The organism is Micromonospora sp. NPDC049374, from assembly GCF_040677165.1.
GTDB lineage: Bacteria > Actinomycetota > Actinomycetes > Mycobacteriales > Micromonosporaceae > Micromonospora.
This window is the reverse complement of record NZ_JBFAQH010000008.1, coordinates 192,877-219,231: the sequence shown is the minus strand read 5'-3', so window position 1 is coordinate 219,231 and position 26,355 is coordinate 192,877. Positions and strand designations below refer to the sequence as shown.

The window sequence follows — 26,355 nt, the reverse complement described above, 5'->3', positions numbered from 1 at the left end:
GCCCACCTCGACACTCAATCGATGTTTCTGCGGCTCACAGCCTAGCAGTGGCTGCCCGTTGAGCACCGGCTCGCAGAAGCCGGCAAGAATCGCAGGCTGTCCGCCTTGATCCGGTTGGCATAGGAGCGCCCTTTAAAATCACCCATACGGCTGAGTCTCAGATGCTACCGAGTAGCTGGCCACTCTCCCGCCCGCCAGGCACGAAGGCCGCCGAGGTGCTACGCCGCCGTCGGGTATCCGACCGATATGCATCCGCAGCGCGTATTGCGGGCACCAACGAGTTCCCATATGAGCGATCTGCGGTGCGCCGCCAGGTCACCCCGGAGGCTCGCGAGGCGGCCACTGCCGGAGTGGCGGAGATGCTGGGTCGCCGAACCGATGAGCTGCGGACGCAGCTGGAGCGGCGTTCAGTGACGCCGTAGATCCTTTTGGCCGCAGCGCGGCGACCCGGGCCAGCACCGGCCGGAACGTACCATCCTGGTCGTCCGGCCCGATCTCGACGCCTTCGAGCCACACCCATTCTCCGTCGTACCACTCGCTGAGGTCCGGCCGGACCCGGACGATCCGGAGCCGGAGCGGACCGTCGGAGTGCCGGTAGTCGGACTCGGCGAGCTGGACCACGTCCCCGGCGGCGACGGACACGGGCGGGACGACCGGCGCCAGGGCCACCGCCGCCGCCTCGGCGCGACCATGCGGGCGGCGGGACGGCGGCTGCCGTCCGGTCCCAGAGGTCAGCGCTGCCCGCCGCGCGCGCAAGATCAGTCGGTTGCGGATCTGCGCGGGCGACAGGTCGAAGACGTTCATCGCCAGTACGTCCGCAGGCAGCGCACGATGATCGTGTCGGCCCAGTCCGCCCGGGGGCAGGTGCCGTCGGCGCGGCAGTCCGGGCACTTCCTGGTACGCGGATCCTCGGCGGGGCTCCGCCAGTGCGCCTCGAACAGCCGGTTCGCCCTGGCGAGCTGAACAGGCGTCACGAAGAGGTCGTTGTCGGCATCCGGCTGAGCGGACCGGGCCGGCTCACCGTCGGTTGGCCCTCGGAACCTTCCACGGTTCCGCTCGCCTCGCCGGCCCGATTCGTAGCGACCCGCACGCTGATTCCGCGCCGAAGACACCGCCGGCCGTTCCTCGGGTCGCTCGTAGACGAGCGCACCGTCGCACCGCGAGGTCACCCGCAGCTCCGGTACGAGATGCTCGACCGACACCCGCCGGAACCGCCCCGGCACGTCCCCGTCCGGCACGGCCTGCCCGGTCAGGTCAAGTGCGACCGGCCCCGGCCGCAAGAACCACTTCCACCGCCTACCCATGCCCCGCTCCTGTCCCGCGCCCTGACAGGTCGACCGTCGCTCTGCTGCCACGGCGGCGGGTCATCGGTCACCGCCCCGGGCGCGGGCCCGCGCGGACTGCCAGTCACGCAGCGCCGCCTTGACGCGGGCGGTCTCTCGGTGACTCTCGGCGAGCGCCTGCTGGACGGTGGCCAACTCTCCGGCGACCTGATCGAGGAACGCGTACACCTCGTCGGGGGCCAGGCCGCGACGTCCGAGCCAGACGCGGCGGAACCGGTGCCCACGCACCTGCCAGGGCAACAGACCGGAGTACGCAGTGGAGCGGTAGGTGGACATGTCGCTGCCTTTCCACAGTGGGCGGAGAGTGTGATGGGAACGCGGCGGCCGTCCGGGGGGAATCGGCCGGCCGCCGCGCTGTGACCATCCTGGAACGCTCCGCAGTGGATTAGCAACGTTCCATAGCCGGATTTCGTACTTGTGCATTGACTTTCTTTGTCAAAACCGATAAGCGTTACAGCAGCAGGTGACGCAGTGTTGCGAGCCGGAACCAGGGAGTGTGCGAATGGCCGAAGACATCGGATCAACCGTGCCGCGCCGGCAGCTCGGTCGGCTGCTGCGCCAGTTCCGCAACGAGGCCGGGGTGACGCTGGACGCCGCCGCCGAGGCCCTGGAGTACAGCCGACAGAAGATCTGGCGGCTCGAATGCGGCATGGGCTCCGTCCGGGTGCTCGACGTCAAGGCGATGTGCGAGCTGTACGGGGTGTCCCCGGAGATGACGGAGGCGATGCGCGGCCTGGCCGTCGAGACGAAGTCGAAGGGCTGGTGGCACGCCTACGGGGATGCGGTGCCGAGCTGGTTCGAGCTGTACGTCGGCCTGGAATCCGCCGCCGCCCACCTTCGCCGCTACGACGAATCGCTGATCCCCGGCATCCTTCAAACCAAGGAGTACGCACACGCGCTCTACCGCCTCGGCGGGCGGCTGAGTGATGAGGATCGGGAGCGAGCCGTCCAGGTTCGGCTCCAGCGGCAGAGCCTGCTTGTGCGACGGCTGCCGGCGGCTCCCCGGCTTGAGGCGGTGCTGTCCGAGGCGGTGCTCCGACGCGGCGTGGGTGGCCCTGCGGTCATGGGCGGTCAGCTTGACCAGCTGCTCAAGCTGTCCGAGCTGCCGAACCTGTCGGTCCGGGTGCTACCACTGGCAGCCGGGCCTCAGCCCGGCGCAGTCGCCGGATCCTTCGTCATCCTCGACTTCCCTCCCACCAAGGGCGGTCGGACGGCACCGGAGCCGTCGGTCGTCTACAGCGAGTCGTTGACCGGCGCGCTCTACCTCGACAAGCCTGATGAACTGGCGGCATACGAACGTGTCTGGCGGGGACTGGATGCGCTCGCCCTCGGCGAGGCAGAATCGAAGGACATGATCAAGAGGCTCATCGGGGAGATGCGGCATGACTGACCTGACCGGCGCCGTCTGGCGCAAGAGCACCCGCAGCGGCGACAACGGCGGCGACTGCGTCGAGGTCGCCGACAACCTCCCCGGCCTCGTCGCCGTCCGCGACTCCAAGGACCCGGCCGGGCCCACCCTCTCCTTCTCTCCTGCGGCCTGGGCTGCCTTCGTCCGGACCGCGCATCTGGCCGACTGAGCGTCGAACGACGAGGGATGGCTCCGCTCCTCTGCTGGGCCATCCCGCATGTCTCCCGCTCTGACCCGGGCCACAGCGGAGGCGGCACCTACGGGTCGATTGACAGCCCGGCACAGCTCCGACGGCGATGCTCGCCTTCGTGACGCATCCAGATGACGATGTCGAAGACGCGGATGTCGGACACGTGATCGGGAACATCGGCTGCGACCCGAAGCTCTCGCAGCCGGCGGGTCAGCCGAAGGTCCTCGGCCCTGAGCTGTTCGTGGAGCCAGAGCCAGAAGCCACGACGACCGCGAAGCGCACACCTCAACACGCTGTCGTAGATCGGAATCAGCCTCGGCCGTTTGCGGGCGAGCAGCTTCCCAGCAATGGTCTTGTGCACCCCCGGACGATCGGTCAGCAGTTGCCAGGCGCGTTCCGCCGGCCCGCCATCCTGGATGTACGGTCTTGCTCGCTCATCACTGAGGTCCAGACCGATTGGTATCTCGCGCAGTTCATCGCTGATCCGCTGCCCCAGATCGCCCTGTAGGAGTTCGAGGGCGACCGCAGCCGGGACGCGTACCTCCAGCAACTGGACGGCGATGAGGTCCTCGGCGGTCACGACATCACGGTGCTCGGCGGCCAGTCCACGACCCAGCGCCTCGAACTGACTGCCGGTGAAGGGCTTCGCCTGGTTGGCGAAGTAGCTGCGGAGATCGCGGGTGGCTCGCTCTGCGTCGAGCACGCCCATGATCTCGTCCAGCGGAAGCCACCAGTCAGGCATGTCCTCCTCCCCCGGCCGCAACCCGCCGCCGAATTTCCTTGAGGGTGACCACATCACCCGACACGGCGTCCTCTGCCTGCCAGAAGTCCAGGCCATCGGTAGCTTTGCGGGCATCGGTGATGTCCCGACCATGGATCGCAATCTTGACCGCTTCTCCCGCACTGGACGGGGAGTTGTGCACTTCCCCCCGATAGCGCACCCGGCCATCGGCCAGCAACTCAGCGGTGTGCTGCTGGCCGAGGTAGCGGGCAAAGAGCGTGGTCCCCGGCCGCAGCCGGCCGGCGGCAAGCAGGTCCGCAAGCTTGAGCCTTCGCTCGTCCGGCGTCACGCGCGCTGTCGCCCGTTTGGATTTTCCCGTCGACGACCGGCTCACGGGTCTCGATGTGGCAGGCCGAGACTCGACCAGTTGCGCTGCCTCCGCAGGAGAGGGACGTCGCTGGAATGGTGCAGCGGCTGCCGTCGACATCGGGAAGTCGAAAGTGGCTCGGGCGCGGATGAGACTCTGCCGAATCTCCTCGCGGCTCAGCCTCGGCATCCGACGGTCGAGCAGATCCACGAGTTCGGACACCGGATCCGACCCGGCGAACAGGTCCGTCAACTCGGTGTGAACCTGCCGGTCGACGAAGAAGCCCTTCCACAACTCCTCGATCCGGTTGTTACCCATGTTCTGCTTGCTGAGCAAGCTCAACAGCTCGACCGCGGCATCGGCATCGTCTTCGATCCGGACCGCCCGGAAGAGCTTGTGCTCGATGGGCACCGGCGCATGGGCGTTGTAGACCCGCCACTCCGCACCGTCGGTCAGGGCGACCCATTCCACGCCGGCCATCGTCGCGTACCCGATGGTCTGGTTTGCCCAGCGCGGGTCGTCGAGGTTCTCGCCGAGCCCCTTAGCCTCGATGAACAGGCGCGGCGTACGGAGAAGTAGCAGCGCGTAGTCCACCGGGTTGTCGACGCCCCGCCTCCGATACTCCCGGTGCACCTCCTCGGGATCGAACAGATCCCAGCCCAGCGCCCCGATGATCGGCTCGATGAGGCCGGCTTTGGTGTTCTGTTCGTTGGTGCGGGGGTGCTGCCGGCGGAACCGCGCCACTCGCTCGACGCACTGCTTGACCACGTCTTCCAGTTCGTACATGCTCACTACCTCTCACACCGACCTGTGTCGTCTGGACGCTGGGTCAGTCGTCTGGGACGCGTCCCCGAGCCGTTCAAGGTGGTTCAGCAACGCCTTGATCTCGGCCGCTGCCGCTGACTCCGTGCCGTGCAGGGCGCTCACGTCATGCCAGAGCTCGGTCAGCTCACGCCGGGCCTCGGCTACGTTCCCCAAGCCTGCGGCGAGCATCGCGATCTGTTGCCGGAGCGGGAACAACTCCGGCGCGTTCGTTGGCATCATCCGCTGTTCCTCGGCCAGTAGAGCCCTGAGTTCGAGCAGCGCCTCGGTGGCTTCGCCCAGTTCCGCCTGGCAGACCGCGGCCTGTTGCCGGCACTCCCAGATCAGCTCCCGGTCGGGCACGGGGCGTTCGGCCAGGTCGGTGATAAGTTGCTGGAACTCGGGCAGCGCCTGCCGGAAGGCACCGGCAAGCACGTACAGGTTGGCCAGGTTGAGCCGCAGCTCCAGAATCCTCGGCTGTTTGGCGGCAGGGCCACGTCGTACCGGGCGCAACGCCGTCTCGATCAGCTCGGCGGCCTGCGTGAACCGTTCCTCCTCGGCGAGTTGCCAGGCACGCTCCTCCACCTCGGTCAACTCGGCGCCGGTAGGTGGCTCGACCGCTTCTGGTACGGCTCGGGGCCGGACGACATCGACCCGGGTCGGCTGCGGCGGCGCCTGGGGTGGCAACGGTCCGTACGGGTACCGATAAGGCATCGTCGGATCGATGCGCTGCCCCTCGGCAACGGTGACCGCGATCTCGCCGGCCGTCTCCCGTTCGATCCGGCCAAGCGGGGCAAGGAACTCGTACACCTCGGCGGCGGAGCCGGGCCGGTGTTGTGGGTCCTTGGCGAGCAGTCGGGTTACCAGGCTGACCAGCGGTTCACCCACTCCGGCCCGGTACTCGCTGACCGACGGCACCGGGTCGTTCAGGTGTCGGTGCAGCATGCCGAGCGGGTTGTCCGCCAGGTACGGCGGCCTGCCGGTCAACAGCTCGAAGAGCACACAGCCCAGCGCGTAGAGGTCGGCGCGCGGCCCGACGGCGCTGTTGAGCGCCTGCTCGGGGGCCATGTAGGTGGGCGTGCCGAGGGTGTGGCCGGTGGCGGTGAGCCGAGGCACGTCCGGGCCGAGTAGCGCAGCCACCCCGAAGTCGAGAACCTTCACCGTCCCCGCCGGAGTGACCATCAGGTTCTGCGGCTTGAGGTCGCGGTGCACCAGCGAGGCGGCGTGCGCGGTGGCGAGAACCGAGCAGATCTGCGCACCGATCGCCGCAGCCCACGGCACGGACAGCCGACCCCGCTCGGCGATCAGGTCGGACAACACCATGCCCGGCACGAGCTGCATCACGATGTAGAGGTCGTCGCCGTGGTGCCCGACGTCGTGGACACTGGGCACTCCAGGATGGTCGAGCCGCGCGGTGACCCGGGCCTCCCGCATGAACCGTTCGACGGCGTTGCCCCGTTCCCCCGCAGGGATGGTGAGCTCCCGAAGAAACTTGATGGCGACCGGCCGGTCCAGCTTCTCGTCGAAGCCGGCCCACACCTCCCCCATGCCGCCGTGACCGACCGGGTACGTCAACTCGTACCGGTCGGCAACCCGTTCCTGCGCTCGCATAAAGCGATCTCCCGCACAGCTCAGTTAGTTGCCTTAATTGGCATTAACACTAAACATCTACGCCAGCTCCAGCGAAAGCTAAAGCAGAAGTTTACCTCCATACCGCATCTATCTTCTTGTGGTGATTCTTCAAAGTGCGAAGAGTCAATACACTCTCATCACGCCGATCAAATATGTACAACTCCATCTCGCCGCAACTGTCACAGAAGTCGACGTCTACCACCGGCCACAAAGACAGAGGAGTTGACGTTGAAGGAGACTCGAAATAGACCCTATCCGGCATAAGCGGATCTCCGCGCCTATCCAAGGGCTCCCAATCCGGATGACTTCCATGCAAGCGTTTCCCGACGAGCCTGTGAACTTCACCCATATACAGACACTCAGCGACATTTAGCCAGTTGGCTCTAGACAGCCAGGACGTCGCTTCGAGGGCAGATATCAGGGCCGGTTCAAGCGTATCTGCAGCAACCTCTTGCTGATAGATAGAGGGAACCGCATGAGCATGAGCACCATCGTTCCGGTGCAAACGAATTTGATTCAAGTTCTCATAGATTCCGCCCCCATCCATGAAGTCCTCCAGGTCGCGCAACTCAGGAATCGGACCCGCCTCAACCAGTCCGCGCGTGAGCTGCAACCACTTAGCGAACGTAGCGCCACTTTCAAAGACAGAGAACTGCTGCGCGGTGATCCGGCATCCCCTAGAAAGCATAATGGCGAGCGACGTGACCCCAAGGATGCGGGCAATTCCTTCACTCAGTTTCTTTAGACACTCCAGCCGCGTCGCCTTGCCTGCGAGCCTGTACTGCCTCGCCAAATAGGCAATATGGTGAGGATAACTGCGCTCAGCGCGCCAGAGAGGGTCCTCCAGTGGCCGAATTAGCTCATCTACCAAGCGAATCTCCGAGACCGCCGACCTCGCAACTTTACGCGCAGACTCTAGATCGCCTACGGATTGCCGAAAAATATTCGGGAGCAGCCCGGCCGTGACGCGCGATATGCCGCGGCGTCGAACATTTAGGTCGTCTATCATACTACCGAATTCGAGGTCTTCGATTAACGCGACAGGCACTAAAGTGGCGCCGCCGATGACGTTTTCGGATACCTGATTGAACTGCCTGAACTTGCGGGAGTTGAACCACTCGCATAAAACGCCAGCATTTGCGCCAGCGGCGGTTCGGATCACTCTCATAGGCGTCAGCGCCTCACCAAAGTCAGCTGGCAACAGGCGCCACCCTCCGTTGCCGCCCACGATGTCACCACCCCTGCATCGGCTTAGATACTCGCCGGCAGTCGGGAAACCCGTGAGACTTGCGGCCACATCCACGGAATTTAGGACGGATGTCCGGAGAACAGGAATTTCGAGCTCTGTCGTTTGCCAAACTCGCCGAGGGGTTACGATGTGCGCTACCTCTTCGAGCGGTCGGAGATGGGGCACCCAAGCTCTTGGGACGAATGCAAGGGCAGGCACAGCATATCCGACGCGAGTGGCCGCCTCGGCTAGCCACGCTTCCGGAAACTTCGGCAGAATCTCCTGCCGGAAATAACTTCCAGGATCCACACCAAGTGGCAGTGACTTTCCAATGCGTAAGTCTCGATCGGGCAGCCTTTTACCGGCTCGATCTTTCTGTGGCTGGCCAGCGGGATCACGAACCGAGAACGCCTGCCAAACCTCCGATTCGATCTCAGCAGTAAGAGTACCAAACTCTTCGATATATCGCGCAAAACGGTCGCGATTCTTCGATCGACGCCCAATAAGCCCTTTCGCTTTTTCCAGTAAAGAATCCCGCTCAGAGTGCTCGACGATGGCCTGTGTAGCTGCCAAAAGAGCGACGTTCTCTTCGGTGATTTCGAAGCGGAGGCGGAGGGGGCGTTCAACGGTGATGCGTCGGTAGCCGAAGTCGGTGGTCTTGAAGACCTTGACCTTGGCGTGCTGCGGGTGGTCGGGGTCGTCGGCGATGGTCAGGGCTTCGACGTAGGCGCGGGTCAGCTCGGTGATGTGTTCGTCGGTGAGCATCTTGCGCTTGTCGCCGAGGCTCTTGCGCATCTTGGTCCAGTAGTCGCGGCCGTCGAGCAGCACCACCTTGCGGCGGCGGGCCGGGGCCTTGCGGTTGGTGAGGATCCAGAAGTAGGTGGAGATGCCCGTGTTGTAGAACAGCTGATCGGGCAGCGCGACGATGCCTTCGAGCAGGTCGTTCTCCAGGATCCAGCGGCGGATCTCCGACTCGCCCGAGCCGGCCGCGCCGGTGAACAGCGGCGAGCCGTTGAACACGATCGCCAGTCGGCTGCCCCCGTCCTCGGGGCGTTTCATTTTTGAAATCATGTGCTGGAGGAACAGCAGCGACCCGTCGTTGATCCTCGGCAGGCCGGCACCGAAGCGGCCGGCGTGGCCGCGGGCGTGCTCGGCCTTGATGACCTTCTCGACCTTCTTCCACTCCACCCCGAACGGCGGGTTGGCGAGCATGTAGTCGAAGCGTTCACCGTCGTGGCCATCCTGGCTGAACGAGTTCCCGAACGTGATCTTCGTTGGGTCGCCGCCCTTGAGCATCATGTCCGAACGGCAGATCGCGTACGTCTCACCGTTCAACTCCTGCCCGTACACCTCCACCGTGGCGTGCGGGTTGTTGGCCTGGATGTGGTCCTGGGCCTCGGTGAGCATGCCGCCGGTGCCGCAGGCCGGGTCGTACACCTTACGCACGATCCCCGGCGTCACCAGGTCGTCCTCGTCCGGGGCGAGCAGCAGGTTCACCATCAGGCGGATCACCTCACGCGGGGTGAAGTGCTCACCGGCCGTCTCGTTGCTGATCTCGGAGAACCGCCGGATCAGCTCCTCGAAGACGTAACCCATCTGGTGGTTCGAGACCGCGTCCGGGTGCAGGTCGATGTCGGCGAACGTGGCGACCACCTGATACAGCAGCCCCGCCTCGGCCAGCCGGCTGTTCTGCGTGTCGAACCCGTACTTGTCCAACACGTCCACCGCGCCCGGGGAGAACCCGCCGATGTAGGCGCGCAGGTTCAACGCCACATGATCCTGATCCCCCAGCAGCCTGCGAAACGACATCTCACTGGTGTTGTAGAACGACAACCCGGCCGCCTTCCGCAGCACCGGATCCATGTTCTGCACACCCAACCCCTTGAGCTGGGCGTGCTTGGCGAGCACCGCGTCCTTCGTCGGCTCCAACACACAGTCCAACCGCCGCAACACCGTCAACGGCAGGATCACCCGCCCGTACTCCGACTGCTTGTAATCGCCACGCAGCAGGTCAGCCACCGACCAGATGAAGTTTCCAAGGCCAGTACCTCTATCGTTCACCGATACCCCAGATCCCGCCGTAATTGCACAGTCCCGGCTTTGTCGAGCGCTTCGCGCCGGACGATTAGAAGTTGGTCTAAACTCACCATTCCAAAGAACTCTATTGGTTGGCGTTAGCGTTTCCTCTACACGATGCCCTTGCGGCGGCGGATCATTTGGTACGCCTGCCGGCGGGCAAATTGGTTGAGCTGTGCGCGCAGGCTCTCGTCGTCGAGGTAACGCTGCATGAGCTTGCCGTTGTCGTCGTGGCGGGACAGGATCACGTCCTCGATCCGCCGGTCGCACACGACACCGAAGTTGCTCTCGTCGTTGACCATCGCGGCGGCTTCGAGGGTGCCGTCCTCGGCCAGGGCGTTGATCTGCTGCTCGACCCAGACCTTGTCGGCCTCACCGAGCCCGATGCCGAACCGGTCGTTGAACTCGTCGATCAGCTCCGACAGGACGACCTTGTCCTGGTCGTGCTGGCGGCCGGTGCCGCCGCCCACGAAGCCCGGCAACATCTGCTCGCCTTCGGGGGTGAGCGACGCGTCGTGTTCGCCGGTCTTGCTGACCCGCAGGTGGGTCAGCTGCACCTCGCCGATGTCGACGGACGGGTCCTGTCGGCGGGGCAGCCGGTTGAGCAGTGCCCGCCCGTACAGGTAGAGCCGCTCCAGTTCCTCGTCGTGGTACGGCACGACCTGGCTGAGGAACGCGTACATGCGGATGTAGTCGCGCAGCGCGGAGCGGAAGGTCTCGGCGGCCTCGGGGTCGTCGGCGGCCAGGGCCTTGTAGCGATCGACGGCCGGTTCGGTGAAGCGGTACAACGCGGCGTGCGCCCGCGCGAGGCCGGTGTCGGTGGTCGCCTTGGCCTCGGCGGCGAGCAGCGCTTCGGCGTACGCCTGCATCTCGGAGTCGACCAGGATGGGGTACGCGGTGACGGCGTGCTGGGCGGTGTAGAGCAGGTTCGGGTCGGTGGGGGTGGTGGCGGCGGTCTCGAAGTATGGCTTGAACTCGGCGGCGACGTCGCCGGCCTCGTTGACGAAGTCGAGCACGAACACGTCGCCCTGGGTTTTGAGCGGGTGGGTGCGGTTGAGCCGGGACAGGGTCTGCACGGCCGCGACCTTCTTGAGCAGCTTGTCGACGTACATTGTGGTGAGCAGTGGCTGGTCGAAGCCGGTCTGGTACTTCTCGGCGACGACCAGGATCCGATATTCCACCGGCTGTTTCGCCTTCGGCGTGCCGGCGTGCTTGTCGTCGGCGGCGGTGTAGGCGAAGCGTTCCGGCAGCTCACCCTCGCTGAACCCGTTGGACCGCGCCTCGGTGTGCTGGACCCCGTCGACCTCCAGCTCACCGGAGAACGCGACAAGCGAGTCACAGCCGACGTAGCCCTGCATGTCGGCGTACCTGCGGATGGCGGCGTGCAGCCGGACGGCGCCCTCGCGGGACGCGGTGACCACCATGGCCTTGGCACGCCCGCCGAGACGCGGCGCGGTGTGCTTGCGGAAGTGCTCGACGATGATCTCGGCCTTCTGCGCCTGCATCGTCGGGTGCAGGCTGGCGAAGCGGGCGAGTTGCGCGCCGGCCTTCTTCGGGTCGACCTCCGGGTCGTCGGGGTTGGCGTTGGCGAGCTTCCAGTACGCCTTGTAGGTCAGGTATTGGCGCAGCACGTCGAGGATGAAGCCCTCTTCGATGGCCTGCCGCATCGAGTACGTGTGGAACGGCTGCGCCGTGCCGGTGACCGGGTGCGGGGTGCCGAAAAGTTCGAGGGTCTTCGGTTTCGGGGTGGCGGTGAACGCGAAGTACGACAACGTCTCGTGCCGCCCCCGGGCTAGCGCCGAGGCGGTGAGCAGGTCGCCGGATTCGTCCACGTCATCGCTGCCGAGCCTGAGCAGCACCTTCTTCAACGCGGCAGCCGAGTCACCGGACTGTGACGAGTGCGCCTCGTCGACGATGACCGCGAACCGCTTGCCCCGCAGCCCCTGCACCTGGTTGAGGATGTAGGGGAACTTCTGCATCGTGGTGATCACGACCTTCGCCGTCTCGCCTTGGAGGGCGGCGGCCAGCTGCGCCGAGTCCTTGTCGATCCGCTGCACCACACCGGGCACATGCTCGAACTGGAACACCGTGTCCTGGAGCTGCCGGTCCAGCACCACCCGATCGGTGATGATGATGACCTTGTCGAAGACGGGCTCGTTGGGGCGCAACCCCTTCGAGCGGGCATCGTCGTCGAGCGCGGGCGCGGTGTGCAGGCTGGACAGCCGGTGTGCCAGCCAGGCGATGGTGTTCGACTTACCCGACCCGGCCGAGTGCATGACCAGGTAGTTCTGCCCCGAGCCGTGCCGAGCCGCATGATCAGCCAGGTTGGTCACCGCGTGCCACTGGTGGTAGCGCGGGAAGATCAGCGCCCCCGATTCCTTGTCGTAGTGCAGGAACCGGCGCACCAGGTCCATCCAGGTGTCCGGGTGCCAGACCTGCTCCCACAGGTACGAGCTGCGGTAGCCGGACGTCCCGGCGGGCGGGTTCCCGGCCCCACCGGAGACACCCGGCCCCGCCGAGCCGGTGTTGAACGGCAGAAACCGGGTCTTCTCCCCCGCTAGCTTCGTGGTGACAAAAACCAGGTCGGGATCCACGGCGAAATGCACGAGGGTACGCCGCGCGAACAGCAGTTCCTTCGGGTCGCGCGTCCTGCGGTACTGCTCCTTTGCATCCTCGACGGTCTGCCCGGTCAGCGGGTTCTTCAGCTCCGCCGTGGCGAGCGGAATGCCGTTGACGAAGAGCACCAGGTCGAGGGTGTTGTTGTTGCTCGTCGAGTAGGCGAGCTGGCGGGTGACGGTGAGCCGGTTGGCCCGGTACAGCTTGATCGCGTCATCCGTGATCGCATGCGCCGGCTTGAAGTACGCCAGCCGGATCAGGACTCCCTTATCCCGCACGCCGCGCCGAAGTACGTCGAGCGGTCCACGCTCATCGATCTGCCTAGCTAGGTACTGCGCGAACTGCCGCTGCGCCAAGTCCGGATCGTTCCCTTGGTAAGCCAGCAGCTTCGCCCACTCGTCGGCCTGGGTCGCCCCGATGAACGCGAACAGCTCGGCCGTATCCAGCCCCGACTGCCGATCGAAATGGTTAGCCGTGCCTCGCAGCCACCCAGAGCTGATCAGGGCACTTGCTATGGCCACCTCGAACTTCTGCTCCTGATAGACCACGCCCACTACCCTTCGCCACTCTCGTCGTCCCCTCCGAATGCATCTTCGAATACCGATTTCACCCGACCAACCACCGAATCTGATATTCCTCTCCGTCACAATCTGTTGATTCCCTCAGGTGACTAACGATTTCGTCCGGGGTCGGAGACCCTCATCGCGAGTCGAGGTCCGTCATTCATCCTTCCTCGCCCCGCTTAGCCGTCACGTCCAACCGCCCGGCAACCGCCGCAATTACAAGCGCGCTCCGCCGCTCTGCGAGCAGAGCCATCTGACGATCGATAGCATCGACCGCAGCATCAATTCGAGCGTTACTTTGGCGAATCCGCTCTACGATCCGTCGTTGCTCCTGAATTGGGGGAACCGGAACTCGAAGCATCTGCAAGTCAGGAAGATAGATCGTCTTGTGGGTCGATCCCATTGCGAGCCGGCCAAGGAGATCCGAACGCATGGCCCGTAGGCACCAAAGAAGGTAGTAGGGATCGAGCCTAGGTCCACAAGTCCATGTCACGAAGTCTTGACTGGTCGCCATGTCTGCGCCCATTACGGCCGAGTAGCCAGCCGAGGCGGTCCGACACAAGACCACCGTTCCGGCCGGATGAAGTCTTGCAGAGCTATTGGCCATGCCAACAATACTGATTCTCTCTCGCGTCTGATCTATTACCTCCCGACGATCGTCGCGGACCTGACTAACCTCACCTGTGGTAATCCAAGGGATCGAGCAATCAACCCACCACTCTTCGTGGGATCTGCTCGGCGTGTGGCCACTACCCATGACGGCGAGGAGATTTAGACGAACCGCTGGCCAGCAAGCCGGCAGGCTCGTAGCCCAGTGTAGGAGGCCTTGCACCCTCTCCGCCCCGTGGTTAAGGCCGGTGACATAGCCATGAACTACCGAATTTCGACGTTCAATCAACAGGGAGCGCAACCGACCCATAGTGCGCCTCAAAGCGTCAACTCGCGACGTCTCAGCGTCGAGAAAATCAGCGATTCGCCGCTGCTCCTGCAGGTCAGGAATATTCAGCTCAATCCGCCTGAGGTCATCCTGCGTCAGCTTGTCGCGGGTAGAGCCTGTGATGTATCGGGAGTAGTCAACCGCATTCAGCGCATATGTCAAGAAACGAGGATCGACACCTCTCGGCCGAAGCACGTGAATGTGGTTATTCACCCAGACCGGCTCGTTAACCAGGAAGGCAACATCTCTGCCGGCCTCAAAAAATGGCGCACCGTCTTCCCCTAGCAAGACCAGTGCCTCGTCGAAGAGGTGCCTGCTTACATGATCCACCACCCCGTTCGCACCCCAGTAAGGAACTGGGCCGGGCATCTCTGCGCGCTGTTCCGAATTCAGCGGAACTCGGCGCCCGTCCAAGCAGGTTATCAGGTGACGAAGTGCAGTAGGACGAAAGCTGTCGTTCTTCACTTCGCAACCTCGGCTAGAAGATGCCGGATCTCTTCCTCCAGTAAATGAATGTCGGCATCAATCTCTGCAAGTGGCCGGGGCGGGGTGTAGAAGTAGAAGTGGCGCGTGAACGGAATCTCGTAGCCGATCTTGGTTTTTGTTTCGTCTAGCCAGGCGTCGGGGACGTGGGGTAGGACTTCGCGTTTGAGGTAGTCGTGGATCTCCTCGTTCAGGGGGACGTTCTCGTTGTCACGGAGGTCGGTGTCGGGCAGGGGGTTGCCCTTGCGGTCGGTTTGGATCTCGCCTTCGGGGTCGCTGACCGAGAATGCTTCCCAGACTGCCTTCTCCACCGGGGTCGGCAGCTTGCCGAGGCCGCTCAGCTTCATCGCGAAGTCGGCACGGCTCGTGGACTCCGTACCGATGAGGGTTTCGGCGGACGCGAGCAGTGACTCGCGGTCGGCGTACTTGACGATGGCACGTGCCTCGGCGAGCAGGGCGACGGTCTCTTCGGTGACTTCGAAGCGGAGGCGGAGGGGGCGTTCAACGGTGATGCGTCGGTAGCCGAAGTCGGTGGTCTTGAAGACCTTGACCTTGGCGTGCTGCGGGTGGTCGGGGTCGTCGGCGATGGTCAGGGCTTCGACGTAGGCGCGGGTCAGCTCGGTGATGTGTTCGTCGGTGAGCATCTTGCGCTTGTCGCCGAGGCTCTTGCGCATCTTGGTCCAGTAGTCGCGGCCGTCGAGCAGCACCACCTTGCGGCGGCGGGCCGGGGCCTTGCGGTTGGTGAGGATCCAGAAGTAGGTGGAGATGCCCGTGTTGTAGAACAGCTGATCGGGCAGCGCGACGATGCCTTCGAGCAGGTCGTTCTCCAGGATCCAGCGGCGGATCTCCGACTCGCCCGAGCCGGCCGCGCCGGTGAACAGCGGCGAGCCGTTGAACACGATCGCCAGTCGGCTGCCCCCGTCCTCGGGGCGTTTCATTTTTGAAATCATGTGCTGGAGGAACAGCAGCGACCCGTCGTTGATCCTCGGCAGGCCGGCACCGAAGCGGCCGGCGTGGCCGCGGGCGTGCTCGGCCTTGATGACCTTCTCGACCTTCTTCCACTCCACCCCGAACGGCGGGTTGGCGAGCATGTAGTCGAAGCGTTCACCGTCGTGGCCATCCTGGCTGAACGAGTTCCCGAACGTGATCTTCGTTGGGTCGCCGCCCTTGAGCATCATGTCCGAACGGCAGATCGCGTACGTCTCACCGTTCAACTCCTGCCCGTACACCTCCACCGTGGCGTGCGGGTTGTTGGCCTGGATGTGGTCCTGGGCCTCGGTGAGCATGCCGCCGGTGCCGCAGGCCGGGTCGTACACCTTACGCACGATCCCCGGCGTCACCAGGTCGTCCTCGTCCGGGGCGAGCAGCAGGTTCACCATCAGGCGGATCACCTCACGCGGGGTGAAGTGCTCACCGGCCGTCTCGTTGCTGATCTCGGAGAACCGCCGGATCAGCTCCTCGAAGACGTAACCCATCTGGTGGTTCGAGACCGCGTCCGGGTGCAGGTCGATGTCGGCGAACTTGGCGACCACCTGATACAGCAGCCCCGCCTCGGCCAGCCGGCTGATCTGCGTGTCGAACCCGTACTTGTCCAACACGTCCACCGCGCCCGGGGAGAACCCGCCGATGTAGGCGCGCAGGTTCAACGCCACATGATCCTGATCCCCCAGCAGCCTGCGAAACGACATCTCACTGGTGTTGTAGAACGACAACCCGGCCGCCTTCCGCAGCACCGGATCCATGTTCTGCACACCCAACCCCTTGAGCTGGGCGTGCTTGGCGAGCACCGCGTCCTTCGTCGGCTCCAACACACAGTCCAACCGCCGCAACACCGTCAACGGCAGGATCACCCGCCCGTACTCCGACTGCTTGTAATCGCCACGCAGCAGGTCAGCCACCGACCAGATGAAGTTCGCGAGTTCGTGGTGCTTGGTGCTCACCAGTTTCCTTTCGATCGCCTTGAGTGAAGCAGTATGGCCGTTGTCCTGGTTTGTTGTGGTCCTCCGCTCGGCGGGGACCATCAACCGAACGTCAGCGCGGCGTTGCTGACGGACGATTCATACTCCGCTAGGCTCCGGTGTATGAGTCGGCGTGTGACGATCTCCGTACCCGATGACGTGGCCGAGCAACTGGACGCCCTTCCGGCCCGCCAGGTTTCCGCGTACGTCACCGAGGCGCTGCGTAGGCGTCGGATATCCGACGACATGCGCGCCGCGCTCCGGGCCGCCGGACACGGCGAGTTTCCGTACGACCCCATCGGCGCGGCCCAACGGCTCGCCGGCCACCAGGTCAAGCCCGAAGCGCGTGAGGCGGCCGTCGCCCGGGTCGCCGAGTTGCTGGGGCGTCCGGTCGACGAGCTGCGGGCCGAGTTGGACCGGCGCTCGGCGGCGTGAGCCGTCCGTACTGGGTGCTCGACACCGGCGCGCTGCTGGCGTACGTGCACGGAGTGCCGGCCATCGGTGAGGCGCTTGTCGAAGTCGCCGACGTAGAAGGCAGCGTGGCGGTTCCGGTCGTCTGCCTGCTGGAGGCGTACAGCCTGCTGGACCCTGGTGAGCACGAACTGCTGCGGATGCTGCGGCGCAATCCCGTCGTGCGTACCGTGCTGCCCGCCGTGGATCTGGACAGCGACGACGAGGCACCGACGATCGGCAGCATGGCCCGACACACCGGCCGGCTCGGAGCCGGTCACGTCGCCTGGGTGGCCATGGTCAACCAGGCCGGCGTCATCACCTCGCGGCCCGACCAGATCCGGGTGGTGCTCGGTGACGGCTGGGAGATTCTGGAGGTCTGACCTCATTTCGGCGCACCGTCGGATCGCACCACACCCCGGGCCAGGCCGTCGGCGGTGAGCTGGACCAGTTCCGCGCCCAGCGATGTCGCTTGCCGGATCGCCGACTCGAAGGCGTCGAGCCGGCGGAACGCCTCGCCGGTGGCCCGCTGCGCGTCCAGTGGCAGCCGGCGCACCTGGGCCCGCCGGATGTCGAAGCGCAGCGTGCCGGAGAGGCTCGACGCCTGCTTCTCGTTTGCCGAGGTGCGCAGCTGCCCGGCGAGGAACCACGGGTCCAACGCCGTCGGGTTGGGTCGCAACAGGTAGAGGTTGCGCCCCAGCAGGGCGCCCGGTGTTGTCACCACCCGGGCGGTGAGCTGCCGGGCGATCATCGGCACCACCACGTCCCCGACGTCGAGGGCGATCTCTTGCCCGAGCCGCTCGTCGCTGCCGGACGGACCGTCGCCGTCGAGCACATCGTGGACGGTCAGCACCGGCGGGGCGTCGGCTGCGGGGGCGTCATCCCCGGCAGCCGCGGCCTCGGTGGACGTGGCGCGGATCGGGCCGAGTAGCTGCACCGCGCCCGAGCGGACCAGCTCCGCCACGGTCAGGAACTCCGCCTCCGGCTCGTCCGGGATCGGCGTGACCTGTGGCAGCAGCGCCGGCAGGTCACCGACGAGGGCGGCGAGACGTTCTCTGGTGCGTACCAACTGTTCTCCGGTGGCCGCGCCCGCGACGGCGGGTTGCCGGCGCGCGGGGGTGAGGTCGACCTCCTCGTCCAGCAGCTCGATCACCGGTACCGCGTGGGCGAAACCGGCCTCCTCGATCTCGTCGTCGGCACTGAACGCCTGCCAGGCGGCGACGATGCGTGGCCCGGTCTCCGCCAGCTCGCCCCCGGCCGCGTCGACAAGCAGCGTCCGCGCCGGTGGTGGCGCGTCGGTCGCGGGTCGCCGCAACACCCACAGATGCAGCGGTACGCCATGCGGCGCGGCCGCTCCGGCCGGTAGTGCGATGACGGCCCGCAGGGTGCCACGGCGCAGCAGTTCGGCGCGGATACGCCGGCCGGCGCGGCGGCTGGCCACGGTTGGTGGCATCAGCAGTACGGCGTGCCCGCCGGCCCGCAGGTGCGCCAGGGCGTGCTGCACCCAGGCCAGTTCCGGCTCGGTACGCGGGGTGGTGCCGACGATCCACCGGGGATCGTGACCGAGTTCCTGGTCTCCCCAGTTGGTGGCGCCGAACGGCGGGTGGCAGACCACGGCGTCGAAGGTGTGGCCGGTAAACGCGTCGGCGCGCAACGAGTCGCCGACGCTTACCTCGCCGGGTGCCTCCCGCAGCGCCAGCCACAGCCCGGCGAGTCGGGCCAGGTCCTCGTCGAGTTCCTGCCCGTAGGCGGTGGTGCAGCCGGCGCGGACGGCGGCGCGCAGCAGGGCGCCGGTGCCGGCGGCCGGGTCGAGGACGGAGCCGCCGCCGACGCCGGCCAGCCCGACCATCAGGTCGGCGAGGTCGTCGGGGGTGGCGAAGGGGCGCCCGGGACCGGGTGCGCTGAAGCGTTGCCACAGCTCGTCGAAGGCACCCTGCGGGCTGAGTTCGTCGGCCAGCGCGTCGATGTCGGGGATCAGCGCTGCCAGGCGGGCATCCGTCGGGCGGTGGGGTCGCTTGCCGCGTTGCCGGTCCAGCAGGCGGGCGCCGACGGCGGCGAGGGCGGCGGCCGGGGATTCGCCGGCCGGGGCGAGACGCCGCCAGAGCCGGTCGGCGGGTGTCGTCTCGGCCAGCTTGCCCTGGGCCCGTAGCCACTGTTCGACCTGGATTAGGTCGAACTCGGGGCTGCTCGTCGTCCCGTCGACGGGGGCGGGGAAGTCGGCGTGTCGTTTGCGCCAGTTGCTGACCGCAGCGCGGCCGACCCCGGCGAGCCGGGCGATCTCCGCTGCCGTGATGGTCGTGTTTGCCTGCACGTTCGGAGTGTGTCACACCCGTCAAGCATCATGTCCGTTGACACAGTTCACAGATAATGCTGTGATTGACGCCGCCACGCAACAACGGGAGGACAACGATGCGCAAGACCACGACGATCGCTCTGCTCGCCACCGCCCTCATCGGGCTGGGCTGCGGTGCCGGTGCCACGGACGACGCCGGCACCACGGCCAACGCGGGTAGCTCGGACAGCGACAGCGCCGCCAAGGGCGAGGAGAAGATGGCGGCGAAGATCGGCGACCCGGCTCGTGACGGCAAGTTCGAGTTCACCGTCAAGTCCAGCAAGTGCGGGGTGCGCAAGGTCGGCAGCGACCTGCTCGGCGCGACCGCGCAGGGCCAGTTCTGCCTGATCACCGTCAAGGTCAAGAACATCGGCAAGGAAGCGCAGATGTTCGATGGCAGCAGCCAGAAGGCGTACGCGGCCGACGGCACCGAGTACTCCGCCGACGGCACGGCCGGCCTCTACGCCAACGAGAACGCCGAGACGTTCCTCAACGACATCAACCCCGGCAACCAGGTCACCGGCGTCGTCGTCTTCGACATCCCCAAGAAGGTGAAGCTCACCAAGCTCGAACTGCACGACTCGCCGTTCTCCGGCGGCGTCGAGGTCGCCCTCGGCTGAGCCCTATGCGTCGAGGGCGGGCGCCGCGAAGCCTGCCCTCGACCCCCGCCACTCCGCACGGACCGCCCACCCGAATCTCTACGCGAGGAGATCGTGATGCGCAGTGCGACGAACCGGACCCCGGCCGCCTCCAGCACCCGCCCCACCAACCGCAAGGACCGTCGCCGGCTCGATCCGCATCAGCCGGCGCTCTTCGACAGCCCGGTGCCGCCGGCCACACCCGGTACCCACCCCACCACCGTCTACCGCCTTCGGGTCTCCCCCACGCCCGACGGTCTGCGGAAGGCACTCAACCTCCGCTATCTGAACGACAATGGCTTCGAGCCGGTGCCGAGATTCGTGGCCGACGCGCCGGCCCTGCTGGTGCACGGCAGTGTTCCCCGCCCCCGCGCCGAGTGGTGCGACATCATCGCCGGGCTCACCGGCGAGGAGGTGGATCTCGGTTACAGCAGCGGCGGCGGCGCCCTGCTCCTGGTTGTCGACGAGCGCGCCTACGCCCTGGCGTATGGAACGCTGGGCCGCCACATGGTCGACCAGGAGGAAATCGACCGGACCTTCGGCGTGTCGTTCGCCGTCCGCGCACTCATGCCGAGTGACATCCGGCAGGTCCGACGCAGAATGGTCGGCGCCAGCGGACGAGTCGACCGTAGCTTCGTTCCCGCCGGCCAGCCCATCTGGAAGTACGGCATCGACAAGTGGGGTGAGATCGTCGGCCAGGTGGGCGGCCGTACGGACAACATGCGGCTCTCCGTCTGCCGGCTGAGCGGTAAGCCGACCCGGATCAACGGGGGCGATGCCCTGCACATCCATCTCTGCGTCGAGCCCGGTGGGCTCCTGGCGGACCTGCGGGAAATCGAGCGGGTCTGCCAGGAGGAAACGCCGCCCGCCGACCTGGAGTTCATCACGCAGATCCGCCCGGTGCCGCCGTCCGACCCGCGTGTGCCGCGACTGCGCGACATCCTCGACGAGCGGTTGGCCCTGACCGACCCACCTGGTCTCGGCCTGGCCGTGCCCGGTGACCTGGTCGGCGACATCGAGCACATCAGGTCGTACCGGATCCGGGTCCCGAAGTCGGGGCGGGGCGCGACCCTGACCGGTGAGCTGGATCTGCCGACGATCCTGGCCCACACCAACGCAGCGCTCAACGGTGACCGGTGGGACGGGCTGCGTACCGGCACCCTCACCCTCTACGCCGATGCCAGCGGCAACGAGGAGATGCAGTCAAGCAGGCTCTACCGTTGGATCACGGCGGAGGTGGCCGTCGGCACCAGTCAGCTGCTGCTCCACGAGGGCAACTGGTACGAGATCGGCGAGCGGCACCGTGACTTCCTGCGGCGTGAGATCGCCGAGATCCTGGCTCGGCCGTCCGACATCACGCTGCCGCCCTGGACAGTCGACATCGAAGACGAGGACTCCTACAACCGGGCGGCGGCAGGTAGCGACCCCGGCCTGGTTCTTCTGGACAAGAAGCTGCTGCGTACGGCGCAACATTCCCGCGGCATCGAGGCGTGCGATCTGCTCGGCCCCGGTGGCGAGCTGATCCACGTCAAGCGGGCGAAGAGCAGTTCCCCGCTCAGCCACCTCTTCGCCCAGGGGATCGTCTCCTACGAGGCGCTGCGCTACCAGGCAGACGCACGCGCCAGATTCCTCGACGTGGTGCGGCAGCAGCCGAACGGACGGAACCTCGGCCAGGACTTCCGCCCCAGCAAGGTCGTCTACGCCATCGCGCTCGGCGGCAGCCGGCAGGTCACCGTCGACTCACTTTTCACCTTCGCTCAGGTGGCGCTCTACCAGGCGATGAAGACGCTGCGGAACGAGGGCGTCGACGTCGAGGTCATCGCCATCCCGCCGGTCTGAAGCGGGAGGTCCGGTAACGGCGGCTGCCTGGACGTGTCGGACCCTTGTCGTAGCGTGGGCCGATGACCGACATGGTGGCGATCGTCCGGCGGGCCTGCCTGCGTCTTCCCGAGGTCAGCGAGCGGCTGAGTCACGGCACCCCGACCTGGTTCGTCCGGGGCAAGAGGTCGTTCGCCACCGTCTGGCCGGACGGCCATCATCAGGACGATTTCGCCCACCTGTGGTGTGCCGCGCCGCCGGGTGCCGCCGTCGAGCTGATCGCGGAGGACCCGCAGACGTACTTCCGCCCGCCCTACGTGGGGCATCGCGGCTGGGTCGGCGTACGCCTCGACACGGGTATCGGCGGGGCCGAGCTGGCCGAGATCATTGAGGACGGCTACCGGGCGGTGGCACCTCGGACCCTGATCGCCCGGCTCGACGAACGACACTCTCCGGCGACCCCGCCGACATCGCCATCGCCCTGACGGTGCCGTGGCCACGTGTCGGTGGCGCCTGACGTCGAGCCGGAAGCAGTTGCAGATCACCAACACTTGGAGACAGCATGGCGGGTCGGTTCGTGTACTGGATGAACGTGTCGGTCGATCTGCGGATCGAGCGCGCCCTGAATGAGCAGGGCGGCGGCGACTGGATGCGCATCGGGGAGTCGTTGCACCGGGAGTTCAACGCGCGGGCTCGGGCGATGTCGCTGATGGTCGAGGGTCGCACGATCTACGAGACGATGGAGGCGTTCTGGCCGGCCGCACGGGACGACGAGTCCCTGCCGGACTTCATGCGTGAGTACGGTGAGATCTGGACCTCGATGCCCAAGGTGCTCGTCTCGCGCACCCGCGACAGCGCCGGGCACAACACCCGGGTCATCGGTGGGGACGACGCGATCGAGCAACTCGCGCGGCTGCGGGCGCAGTCCGACGGCGACATCGGGGTCGGCGGTGCCACCCTGGCTACCGGTCTGCTGCGGGCGGGGCTGCTCGACGAGCTTCTACTCTTCACCCACCCGGTGGTGCTCGGCACCGGTCGGCCGTTGTTCGACGCGCACGACGAGCCGGTCGAGCTGGATCTGATCGAGCAGGCGTCGTTCGATCAGGGTGTGACGATGCACCGGTACGCGGTCCGGGGCGCCCGCGACGCCGACCCGGTGGCCTGACGGGTCACGCCGAGCCTTCGGTCCAACCTGCACCGCCCTCAGGGCCCGACGACCCGCCCGCCGGACCCGAGGGCGGTTTTTCGTGTGTGGACGATCCTTTCGCCATCGTGGCCGAAAGTTCGATTAAACCTGGCAGAAGCCATGGACACATCGACATCTCTTTTGTTAACTTCAGCCCGGATGTTACGACGCGGTGAACGCCACCGGGGGCCAGCGCCTCGATCGTGACCTCCGACGGCCCCTCGGACACCTACCCCCAACTCCCAGTTCCTGCGCCCGCGCCGCCCACCGGCGGCCCAACGGGCCATTCGGTGCTGCCCGACACCCGGAGGAGAAGCCCAGAACCGTACGTCCCGACCTGCCCGACCCGTCCTCACACCAAGGAGAGGCAGTTGAAGAGACGACTCGCGCTCGCCGTGGCCGGCCTGACGACCATCACACTCGTCGCCCCGCCCGCCAGCTCGATGGCCGCGCCGACCACCCCCACGGCCGCGCCCGGCACCACCACTCCCCCACCCGACACGGCCTTCCAGAAGGTCACCCTCAACGACCGCCCCGGCGAGCCGATGGACCTCGCCGTACTCCCCGACGGTCGGGTGCTGCACGTGACCCGCGCCGGCGTGGTCTGGCTGCACAACCCCGACACCGGCCGCAACACGATCGCCGCCACCCTCGACGTCTACCAGCACGACGAGGAGGGCCTGCAGAACGTCGCCGTCGACCCGAACTTCGGCCGACGCGGCAACAACTGGGTGTACCTGTACTACTCACCGCCGATGGACACCCCGGTCGACGATCCGTCCACCCCGGACGTCAACGAGGGTGACGCGCCGACCTGGGGCACCGAGGAGGAACTCGCGCCGTTCCAGGGCGTCATCCGGCTGTCCCGGTTCCGCCTGGTCTCCGACACTCTGGATCTGCGCACCGAGCAACGGATCATCGACGTGCCGGTGGACCGGGGCATCTGCTGCCACGTCGGCGGGGACATCGTCTTCGACGCCAAGGGCAACCTGTACCTGTCCACCGGGGACGACACGAACCCGTTCGAGTCCGGCGGGTACGCCCCGATCGACGAGCGGCCCGGCCGCAATCCCGCGTACGACGCCCAGCGCACCAGCGCCAACACAAACGACCTGCGCGGCAAGATCCTGCGGATCAGGGTCGGCGCCAACGGCGGATACACCGTGCCCAAGGGCAACCTGTTCAAGCCCGGCACCCGGGACACCCGCCCGGAGATCTACCTGATGGGTCTGCGTAACCCGTTCCGGATCGAACTGGACCGCAAGACCGACGACCTGTACGTCGCCGACTACTCACCCGACGCCGGCCAGCCCGACCCGCTGCGCGGACCGGCCGGGCACGGCAAGTGGTTCGTGGCCCGCAAGGCCGGCAACCACGGCTGGCCCTACTGCATCACCCCGCAACTGCCGTACCGGGACTACGACTTCGCCACCGAGGAGTCCGGTGCGGAGTTCGACTGCTCGGCGCCGGTCAACGAGTCGCCGAACAACACCGGGTTGCGGAAGCTGCCCGCGACGCAGCAGCCGGACGTGTGGTACGGCTACGGTGCCTCCGCGCAGTTCCCCGAGCTGGGCACCGGTGGCATCGGCCCGATGGCCGGTCCCGCGTACCGCTTCGACCGGGCGACCACCCGGGGCCGCAACCCGGTGGCGTGGCCGGCGTACTACGACGGCAAGCCGCTGTTCTACGAGTGGACCCGCGACTACGTGAAGGCGTTCCAGCTGGACCGGCGCGGCAAGCTCGACGGGATCGAGCCGGTGCTGCCCTCGGTCGTCTTCGACAACCCGATGGACCTGGAGTTCGGCCCCGACGGCGCGCTCTACGTCCTCGAGTACGGCGACGGCTTCTTCAGCGAGAACCCGGAGGCACAGCTGGCCCGCATCGACCACGTCGGTCGGGGCGGCAACCGCAGCCCGATTCCGGCGGTCTCGGCCAGCCAGACCGCGGGTCTGGCCCCGCTGACCGTGGAGTTCTCCAGCGCGGGCAGCACCGATCCGGACGGCGACCGACTGCGGTACGAGTGGTACCTGGACGACGACGACCGGGTCGACTCGCGGTCGGCGAACCCGACCTTCACCTACCGCGAGAACGGCAGCTACGACGCGACGCTCAAGGCGACCGACCGGAAGGGACGCTCGGCGTCGGCCTCGGTGCGGGTCGTGGTCGGCAACGCCGTGCCGGTGGTCGAGCTGATCGCGCCGGTCGAGGGCCAACCCTTCGCCTTCGGCGACACTGTCCGGTACGAGGTACGGGTCACCGACGACCAGCCGGTGGACTGCGCCCGGGTCAGCGTGACCTACATCCTCGGTCACGACGATCACGGCCACCCGCAGACCACCGCCAACGGCTGCACCGGCTCGATCCTGACCACTGTCCCGTCGGGGCACGACCCGGAGACCGACAACCTGTCCGCCGTGTTCGTCGCCTCCTACACCGACCCCGGTGACGACGGACTGCCGCCGCTGACCGGGACCGACCAGGTCGTGCTCGTACCCGGCGTGTAGGACCCACGAGAGGAGTCATCATGTGTTACGGCTACGACGGGATGGCCGCGCTGCGGCGTTCCGTCCTCGACCGGCGGGGCCTGTTACGCGGCTCGGTGGCCGCGATGGCCGGTGTCGGCCTCGCCACGGCGGGCGCGACGGCCGCCTCCGCCGGTCCCAAGCACGGCCCAGGGCATGGACCCGGCCCCGGGCACGGGCACGTCGGTCGGCGGCGGGTGCCGCCGGGGCTGATCAGCATTCAGCTGTGGACGGTTCGTGACGCGCTGAACGGCGAGCCGGGGTACGACGCCACCCTGCGACACCTCGCCCGGATCGGCTACCCGAAGGTGGAGCTGGCGCTGGGCTACTTCGGCCGCAACGCCGCCCAGCTGCGTCGCTTCCTGGACAGCATCTGCATCAAGGCCACGTCCAGCCACGACGGGATCAGCGAAACTCCGGCCGCGCTACAGGAGAAGATCCGCAACGCGGTGACGCTGGGTCAGAAGTTCATGGTGGTGCCGTACCTCTACTCGGCCAACGCCGACGACTGGAAGCGGTGGGCGGAGCAGATGAACGTCGAGGCCGCCGCGGCGGCCCGCGCCGGGCTGCGCTACGGCTACCACAACCACGCCCACGAGTTCACAATCGACCTCGGCGGCGGTCGCACCCCGTGGGACGTCCTGACCGAGGAACTGGATCCCCGGCTCGTCCACTTGGAGATCGACATCTACTGGGCGGTCACCGGCGGCATCGAATCCGGTGCCGGCGTGACCGACCCTGAGGGCTTCACCCTGGACGTCATCCGCTCCGCCCCGCAGCGGGTGCTCCAGTACCACGTCAAGGACCGGCACGCCGCCGACGGCGACATGGCCGACCTCGGCACCGGGATGATCGATTTCGCGCGGATCTTCCGGAAGCACTCGGTGCTGGAGTACATCGTGGAGAACGACACTCCGGACGTGACGCCTCAGCACACCGCCGAGGTCGGCTACCGCTACCTGCGCAATCTGCGGTACTGACGGCCGCGTTGCCGGATGACCGGGGTATCGGGGCCGATCACGAGTCGGTCCCGACACCCCGGTCCGCGTCGCCAACCTGGCCCGGCGTCACCACCGCGATACCGCC

Annotated in this window: 21 protein-coding genes; 10 read left to right on the top strand and 11 right to left on the bottom strand. The window is 66.6% G+C overall.

Annotation, left to right across the window (positions count from 1 at the left end):
* Nucleotides 1-315: 315 nt before the first annotated feature.
* Genes AB0J93_RS16060 through AB0J93_RS16050 form a run of 3 tightly spaced genes read right to left on the bottom strand, consistent with a single transcriptional unit; the run spans nt 316 to nt 1,619 of the window.
* A complete protein-coding gene (locus AB0J93_RS16060; protein WP_363922432.1) occupies nt 316-804 on the bottom strand; it encodes a hypothetical protein in 489 nt (162 codons plus the stop codon).
* A complete protein-coding gene (locus tag AB0J93_RS16055; protein WP_363922430.1) occupies nt 801-1,304 on the bottom strand; it encodes a hypothetical protein in 504 nt (167 codons plus the stop codon). Before AB0J93_RS16055 ends, AB0J93_RS16060 begins: the two co-directional genes overlap by 4 nt.
* Nucleotides 1,305-1,364: 60 nt before the next feature.
* Nucleotides 1,365-1,619, bottom strand: a complete 255-nt coding sequence (locus AB0J93_RS16050) for a DivIVA domain-containing protein (RefSeq protein WP_363922428.1) — start codon at nt 1,617-1,619, stop codon at nt 1,365-1,367.
* Nucleotides 1,620-1,845: 226 nt separating this feature from the next.
* Between AB0J93_RS16050 and AB0J93_RS16045 the strand changes: the two genes are divergently transcribed.
* Nucleotides 1,846-2,733 (top strand): helix-turn-helix transcriptional regulator, encoded by an 888-nt coding sequence (locus AB0J93_RS16045; RefSeq protein ID WP_363922426.1) that lies wholly within the window; start codon nt 1,846-1,848, stop codon nt 2,731-2,733.
* On the top strand, nt 2,726-2,920 hold the full coding sequence (locus AB0J93_RS16040; RefSeq protein ID WP_363922424.1) for a DUF397 domain-containing protein: 195 nt from the start codon (nt 2,726-2,728) through the stop codon (nt 2,918-2,920). The genes AB0J93_RS16045 and AB0J93_RS16040 overlap by 8 nt, the downstream gene beginning before the upstream one ends.
* 88 nt (nt 2,921-3,008) lie before the next feature.
* On the opposite strand, the gene AB0J93_RS16035 is transcribed toward AB0J93_RS16040, so the two are convergent.
* From AB0J93_RS16035 to AB0J93_RS16005, 7 genes are all read right to left on the bottom strand, one after another.
* The gene (locus AB0J93_RS16035) at nt 3,009-3,650 is read right to left on the bottom strand and encodes a DUF6308 family protein (protein ID WP_363922422.1); all 642 of its coding nucleotides are present in this window, start codon (nt 3,648-3,650) and stop codon (nt 3,009-3,011) included.
* A gap of 25 nt (nt 3,651-3,675) precedes the next feature.
* Complete coding sequence (locus AB0J93_RS16030; protein WP_363922420.1) at nt 3,676-4,815, bottom strand: hypothetical protein; 1,140 nt, start codon at nt 4,813-4,815, stop codon at nt 3,676-3,678.
* A 12-nt stretch (nt 4,816-4,827) separates the two neighbouring features.
* Complete coding sequence (locus AB0J93_RS16025; protein ID WP_363922418.1) at nt 4,828-6,441, bottom strand: serine/threonine-protein kinase; 1,614 nt, start codon at nt 6,439-6,441, stop codon at nt 4,828-4,830.
* A 91-nt stretch (nt 6,442-6,532) separates the two neighbouring features.
* Nucleotides 6,533-9,751, bottom strand: coding sequence for a class I SAM-dependent DNA methyltransferase (locus AB0J93_RS16020; protein ID WP_363922416.1), 3,219 nt, complete (start codon nt 9,749-9,751; stop codon nt 6,533-6,535).
* A 125-nt stretch (nt 9,752-9,876) separates the two neighbouring features.
* On the bottom strand, nt 9,877-12,930 hold the full coding sequence (locus AB0J93_RS16015) for a type I restriction endonuclease (protein ID WP_363922414.1): 3,054 nt from the start codon (nt 12,928-12,930) through the stop codon (nt 9,877-9,879).
* 175 nt (nt 12,931-13,105) lie between these two features.
* Complete coding sequence (locus AB0J93_RS16010) at nt 13,106-14,347, bottom strand: restriction endonuclease subunit S (protein ID WP_363922412.1); 1,242 nt, start codon at nt 14,345-14,347, stop codon at nt 13,106-13,108.
* Entirely contained in the window at nt 14,344-16,305 is a 1,962-nt protein-coding gene (locus AB0J93_RS16005) for a class I SAM-dependent DNA methyltransferase (RefSeq protein ID WP_363922410.1), read from the bottom strand. Before AB0J93_RS16005 ends, AB0J93_RS16010 begins: the two co-directional genes overlap by 4 nt.
* Nucleotides 16,306-16,446: 141 nt before the next feature.
* Between AB0J93_RS16005 and AB0J93_RS16000 the strand changes: the two genes are divergently transcribed.
* Both AB0J93_RS16000 and AB0J93_RS15995 read left to right on the top strand, forming a co-directional pair.
* Nucleotides 16,447-16,758 (top strand): hypothetical protein, encoded by a 312-nt coding sequence (locus tag AB0J93_RS16000; RefSeq protein WP_363922408.1) that lies wholly within the window; start codon nt 16,447-16,449, stop codon nt 16,756-16,758.
* Nucleotides 16,755-17,156, top strand: a complete 402-nt coding sequence (locus AB0J93_RS15995) for a hypothetical protein (protein ID WP_363922406.1) — start codon at nt 16,755-16,757, stop codon at nt 17,154-17,156. The genes AB0J93_RS16000 and AB0J93_RS15995 overlap by 4 nt, the downstream gene beginning before the upstream one ends.
* A 2-nt stretch (nt 17,157-17,158) precedes the next feature.
* On the opposite strand, the gene AB0J93_RS15990 is transcribed toward AB0J93_RS15995, so the two are convergent.
* Nucleotides 17,159-19,084 carry an N-6 DNA methylase gene (locus tag AB0J93_RS15990; protein ID WP_363922404.1) on the bottom strand — a complete coding sequence of 642 codons (1,926 nt, stop codon included), beginning with the start codon at nt 19,082-19,084 and terminating at the stop codon, nt 17,159-17,161.
* A 98-nt stretch (nt 19,085-19,182) separates the two neighbouring features.
* Between AB0J93_RS15990 and AB0J93_RS15985 the strand changes: the two genes are divergently transcribed.
* From AB0J93_RS15985 to AB0J93_RS15960, 6 genes are all read left to right on the top strand, one after another.
* Nucleotides 19,183-19,725, top strand: a complete 543-nt coding sequence (locus AB0J93_RS15985) for a DUF4352 domain-containing protein (protein ID WP_363922402.1) — start codon at nt 19,183-19,185, stop codon at nt 19,723-19,725.
* 96 nt (nt 19,726-19,821) lie between these two features.
* The gene (locus tag AB0J93_RS15980; RefSeq protein ID WP_363922400.1) at nt 19,822-21,582 is read left to right on the top strand and encodes a DUF6119 family protein; all 1,761 of its coding nucleotides are present in this window, start codon (nt 19,822-19,824) and stop codon (nt 21,580-21,582) included.
* A 62-nt stretch (nt 21,583-21,644) separates the two neighbouring features.
* Nucleotides 21,645-22,046, top strand: a complete 402-nt coding sequence (locus tag AB0J93_RS15975; protein WP_363922398.1) for an MmcQ/YjbR family DNA-binding protein — start codon at nt 21,645-21,647, stop codon at nt 22,044-22,046.
* 77 nt (nt 22,047-22,123) lie between these two features.
* On the top strand, nt 22,124-22,726 hold the full coding sequence (locus AB0J93_RS15970) for a dihydrofolate reductase family protein (RefSeq protein ID WP_363922396.1): 603 nt from the start codon (nt 22,124-22,126) through the stop codon (nt 22,724-22,726).
* Nucleotides 22,727-23,118: 392 nt separating this feature from the next.
* The gene (locus AB0J93_RS15965; protein ID WP_363922394.1) at nt 23,119-25,251 is read left to right on the top strand and encodes a PQQ-dependent sugar dehydrogenase; all 2,133 of its coding nucleotides are present in this window, start codon (nt 23,119-23,121) and stop codon (nt 25,249-25,251) included.
* Nucleotides 25,252-25,271: 20 nt separating this feature from the next.
* Nucleotides 25,272-26,249, top strand: a complete 978-nt coding sequence (locus tag AB0J93_RS15960) for a sugar phosphate isomerase/epimerase (protein ID WP_363922392.1) — start codon at nt 25,272-25,274, stop codon at nt 26,247-26,249.
* The last annotated feature ends 106 nt before the right edge of the window (nt 26,250-26,355 follow it).

Excerpts from the sequence above, each read along its gene's own strand:
- AB0J93_RS16060 (WP_363922432.1), bottom strand. The coding sequence starts at position 804 with ATGAACGTCTTCGACCTGTCGCCCGCGCAGATCCGCAACCGACTGATC.
- AB0J93_RS16055 (WP_363922430.1), bottom strand. The coding sequence starts at position 1,304 with ATGGGTAGGCGGTGGAAGTGGTTCTTGCGGCCGGGGCCGGTCGCACTT.
- AB0J93_RS16050 (WP_363922428.1), bottom strand. The coding sequence starts at position 1,619 with ATGTCCACCTACCGCTCCACTGCGTACTCCGGTCTGTTGCCCTGGCAG.
- AB0J93_RS16045 (WP_363922426.1), top strand. The coding sequence starts at position 1,846 with ATGGCCGAAGACATCGGATCAACCGTGCCGCGCCGGCAGCTCGGTCGG.
- AB0J93_RS16040 (WP_363922424.1), top strand. The coding sequence starts at position 2,726 with ATGACTGACCTGACCGGCGCCGTCTGGCGCAAGAGCACCCGCAGCGGC.
- AB0J93_RS16035 (WP_363922422.1), bottom strand. The coding sequence starts at position 3,650 with ATGGGCGTGCTCGACGCAGAGCGAGCCACCCGCGATCTCCGCAGCTAC.
- AB0J93_RS16030 (WP_363922420.1), bottom strand. The coding sequence starts at position 4,815 with ATGTACGAACTGGAAGACGTGGTCAAGCAGTGCGTCGAGCGAGTGGCG.
- AB0J93_RS16025 (WP_363922418.1), bottom strand. The coding sequence starts at position 6,441 with ATGCGAGCGCAGGAACGGGTTGCCGACCGGTACGAGTTGACGTACCCG.
- AB0J93_RS16000 (WP_363922408.1), top strand. The coding sequence starts at position 16,447 with ATGAGTCGGCGTGTGACGATCTCCGTACCCGATGACGTGGCCGAGCAA.
- AB0J93_RS15985 (WP_363922402.1), top strand. The coding sequence starts at position 19,183 with ATGCGCAAGACCACGACGATCGCTCTGCTCGCCACCGCCCTCATCGGG.
- AB0J93_RS15980 (WP_363922400.1), top strand. The coding sequence starts at position 19,822 with ATGCGCAGTGCGACGAACCGGACCCCGGCCGCCTCCAGCACCCGCCCC.
- AB0J93_RS15975 (WP_363922398.1), top strand. The coding sequence starts at position 21,645 with ATGACCGACATGGTGGCGATCGTCCGGCGGGCCTGCCTGCGTCTTCCC.
- AB0J93_RS15970 (WP_363922396.1), top strand. The coding sequence starts at position 22,124 with ATGGCGGGTCGGTTCGTGTACTGGATGAACGTGTCGGTCGATCTGCGG.
- AB0J93_RS15960 (WP_363922392.1), top strand. The coding sequence starts at position 25,272 with ATGTGTTACGGCTACGACGGGATGGCCGCGCTGCGGCGTTCCGTCCTC.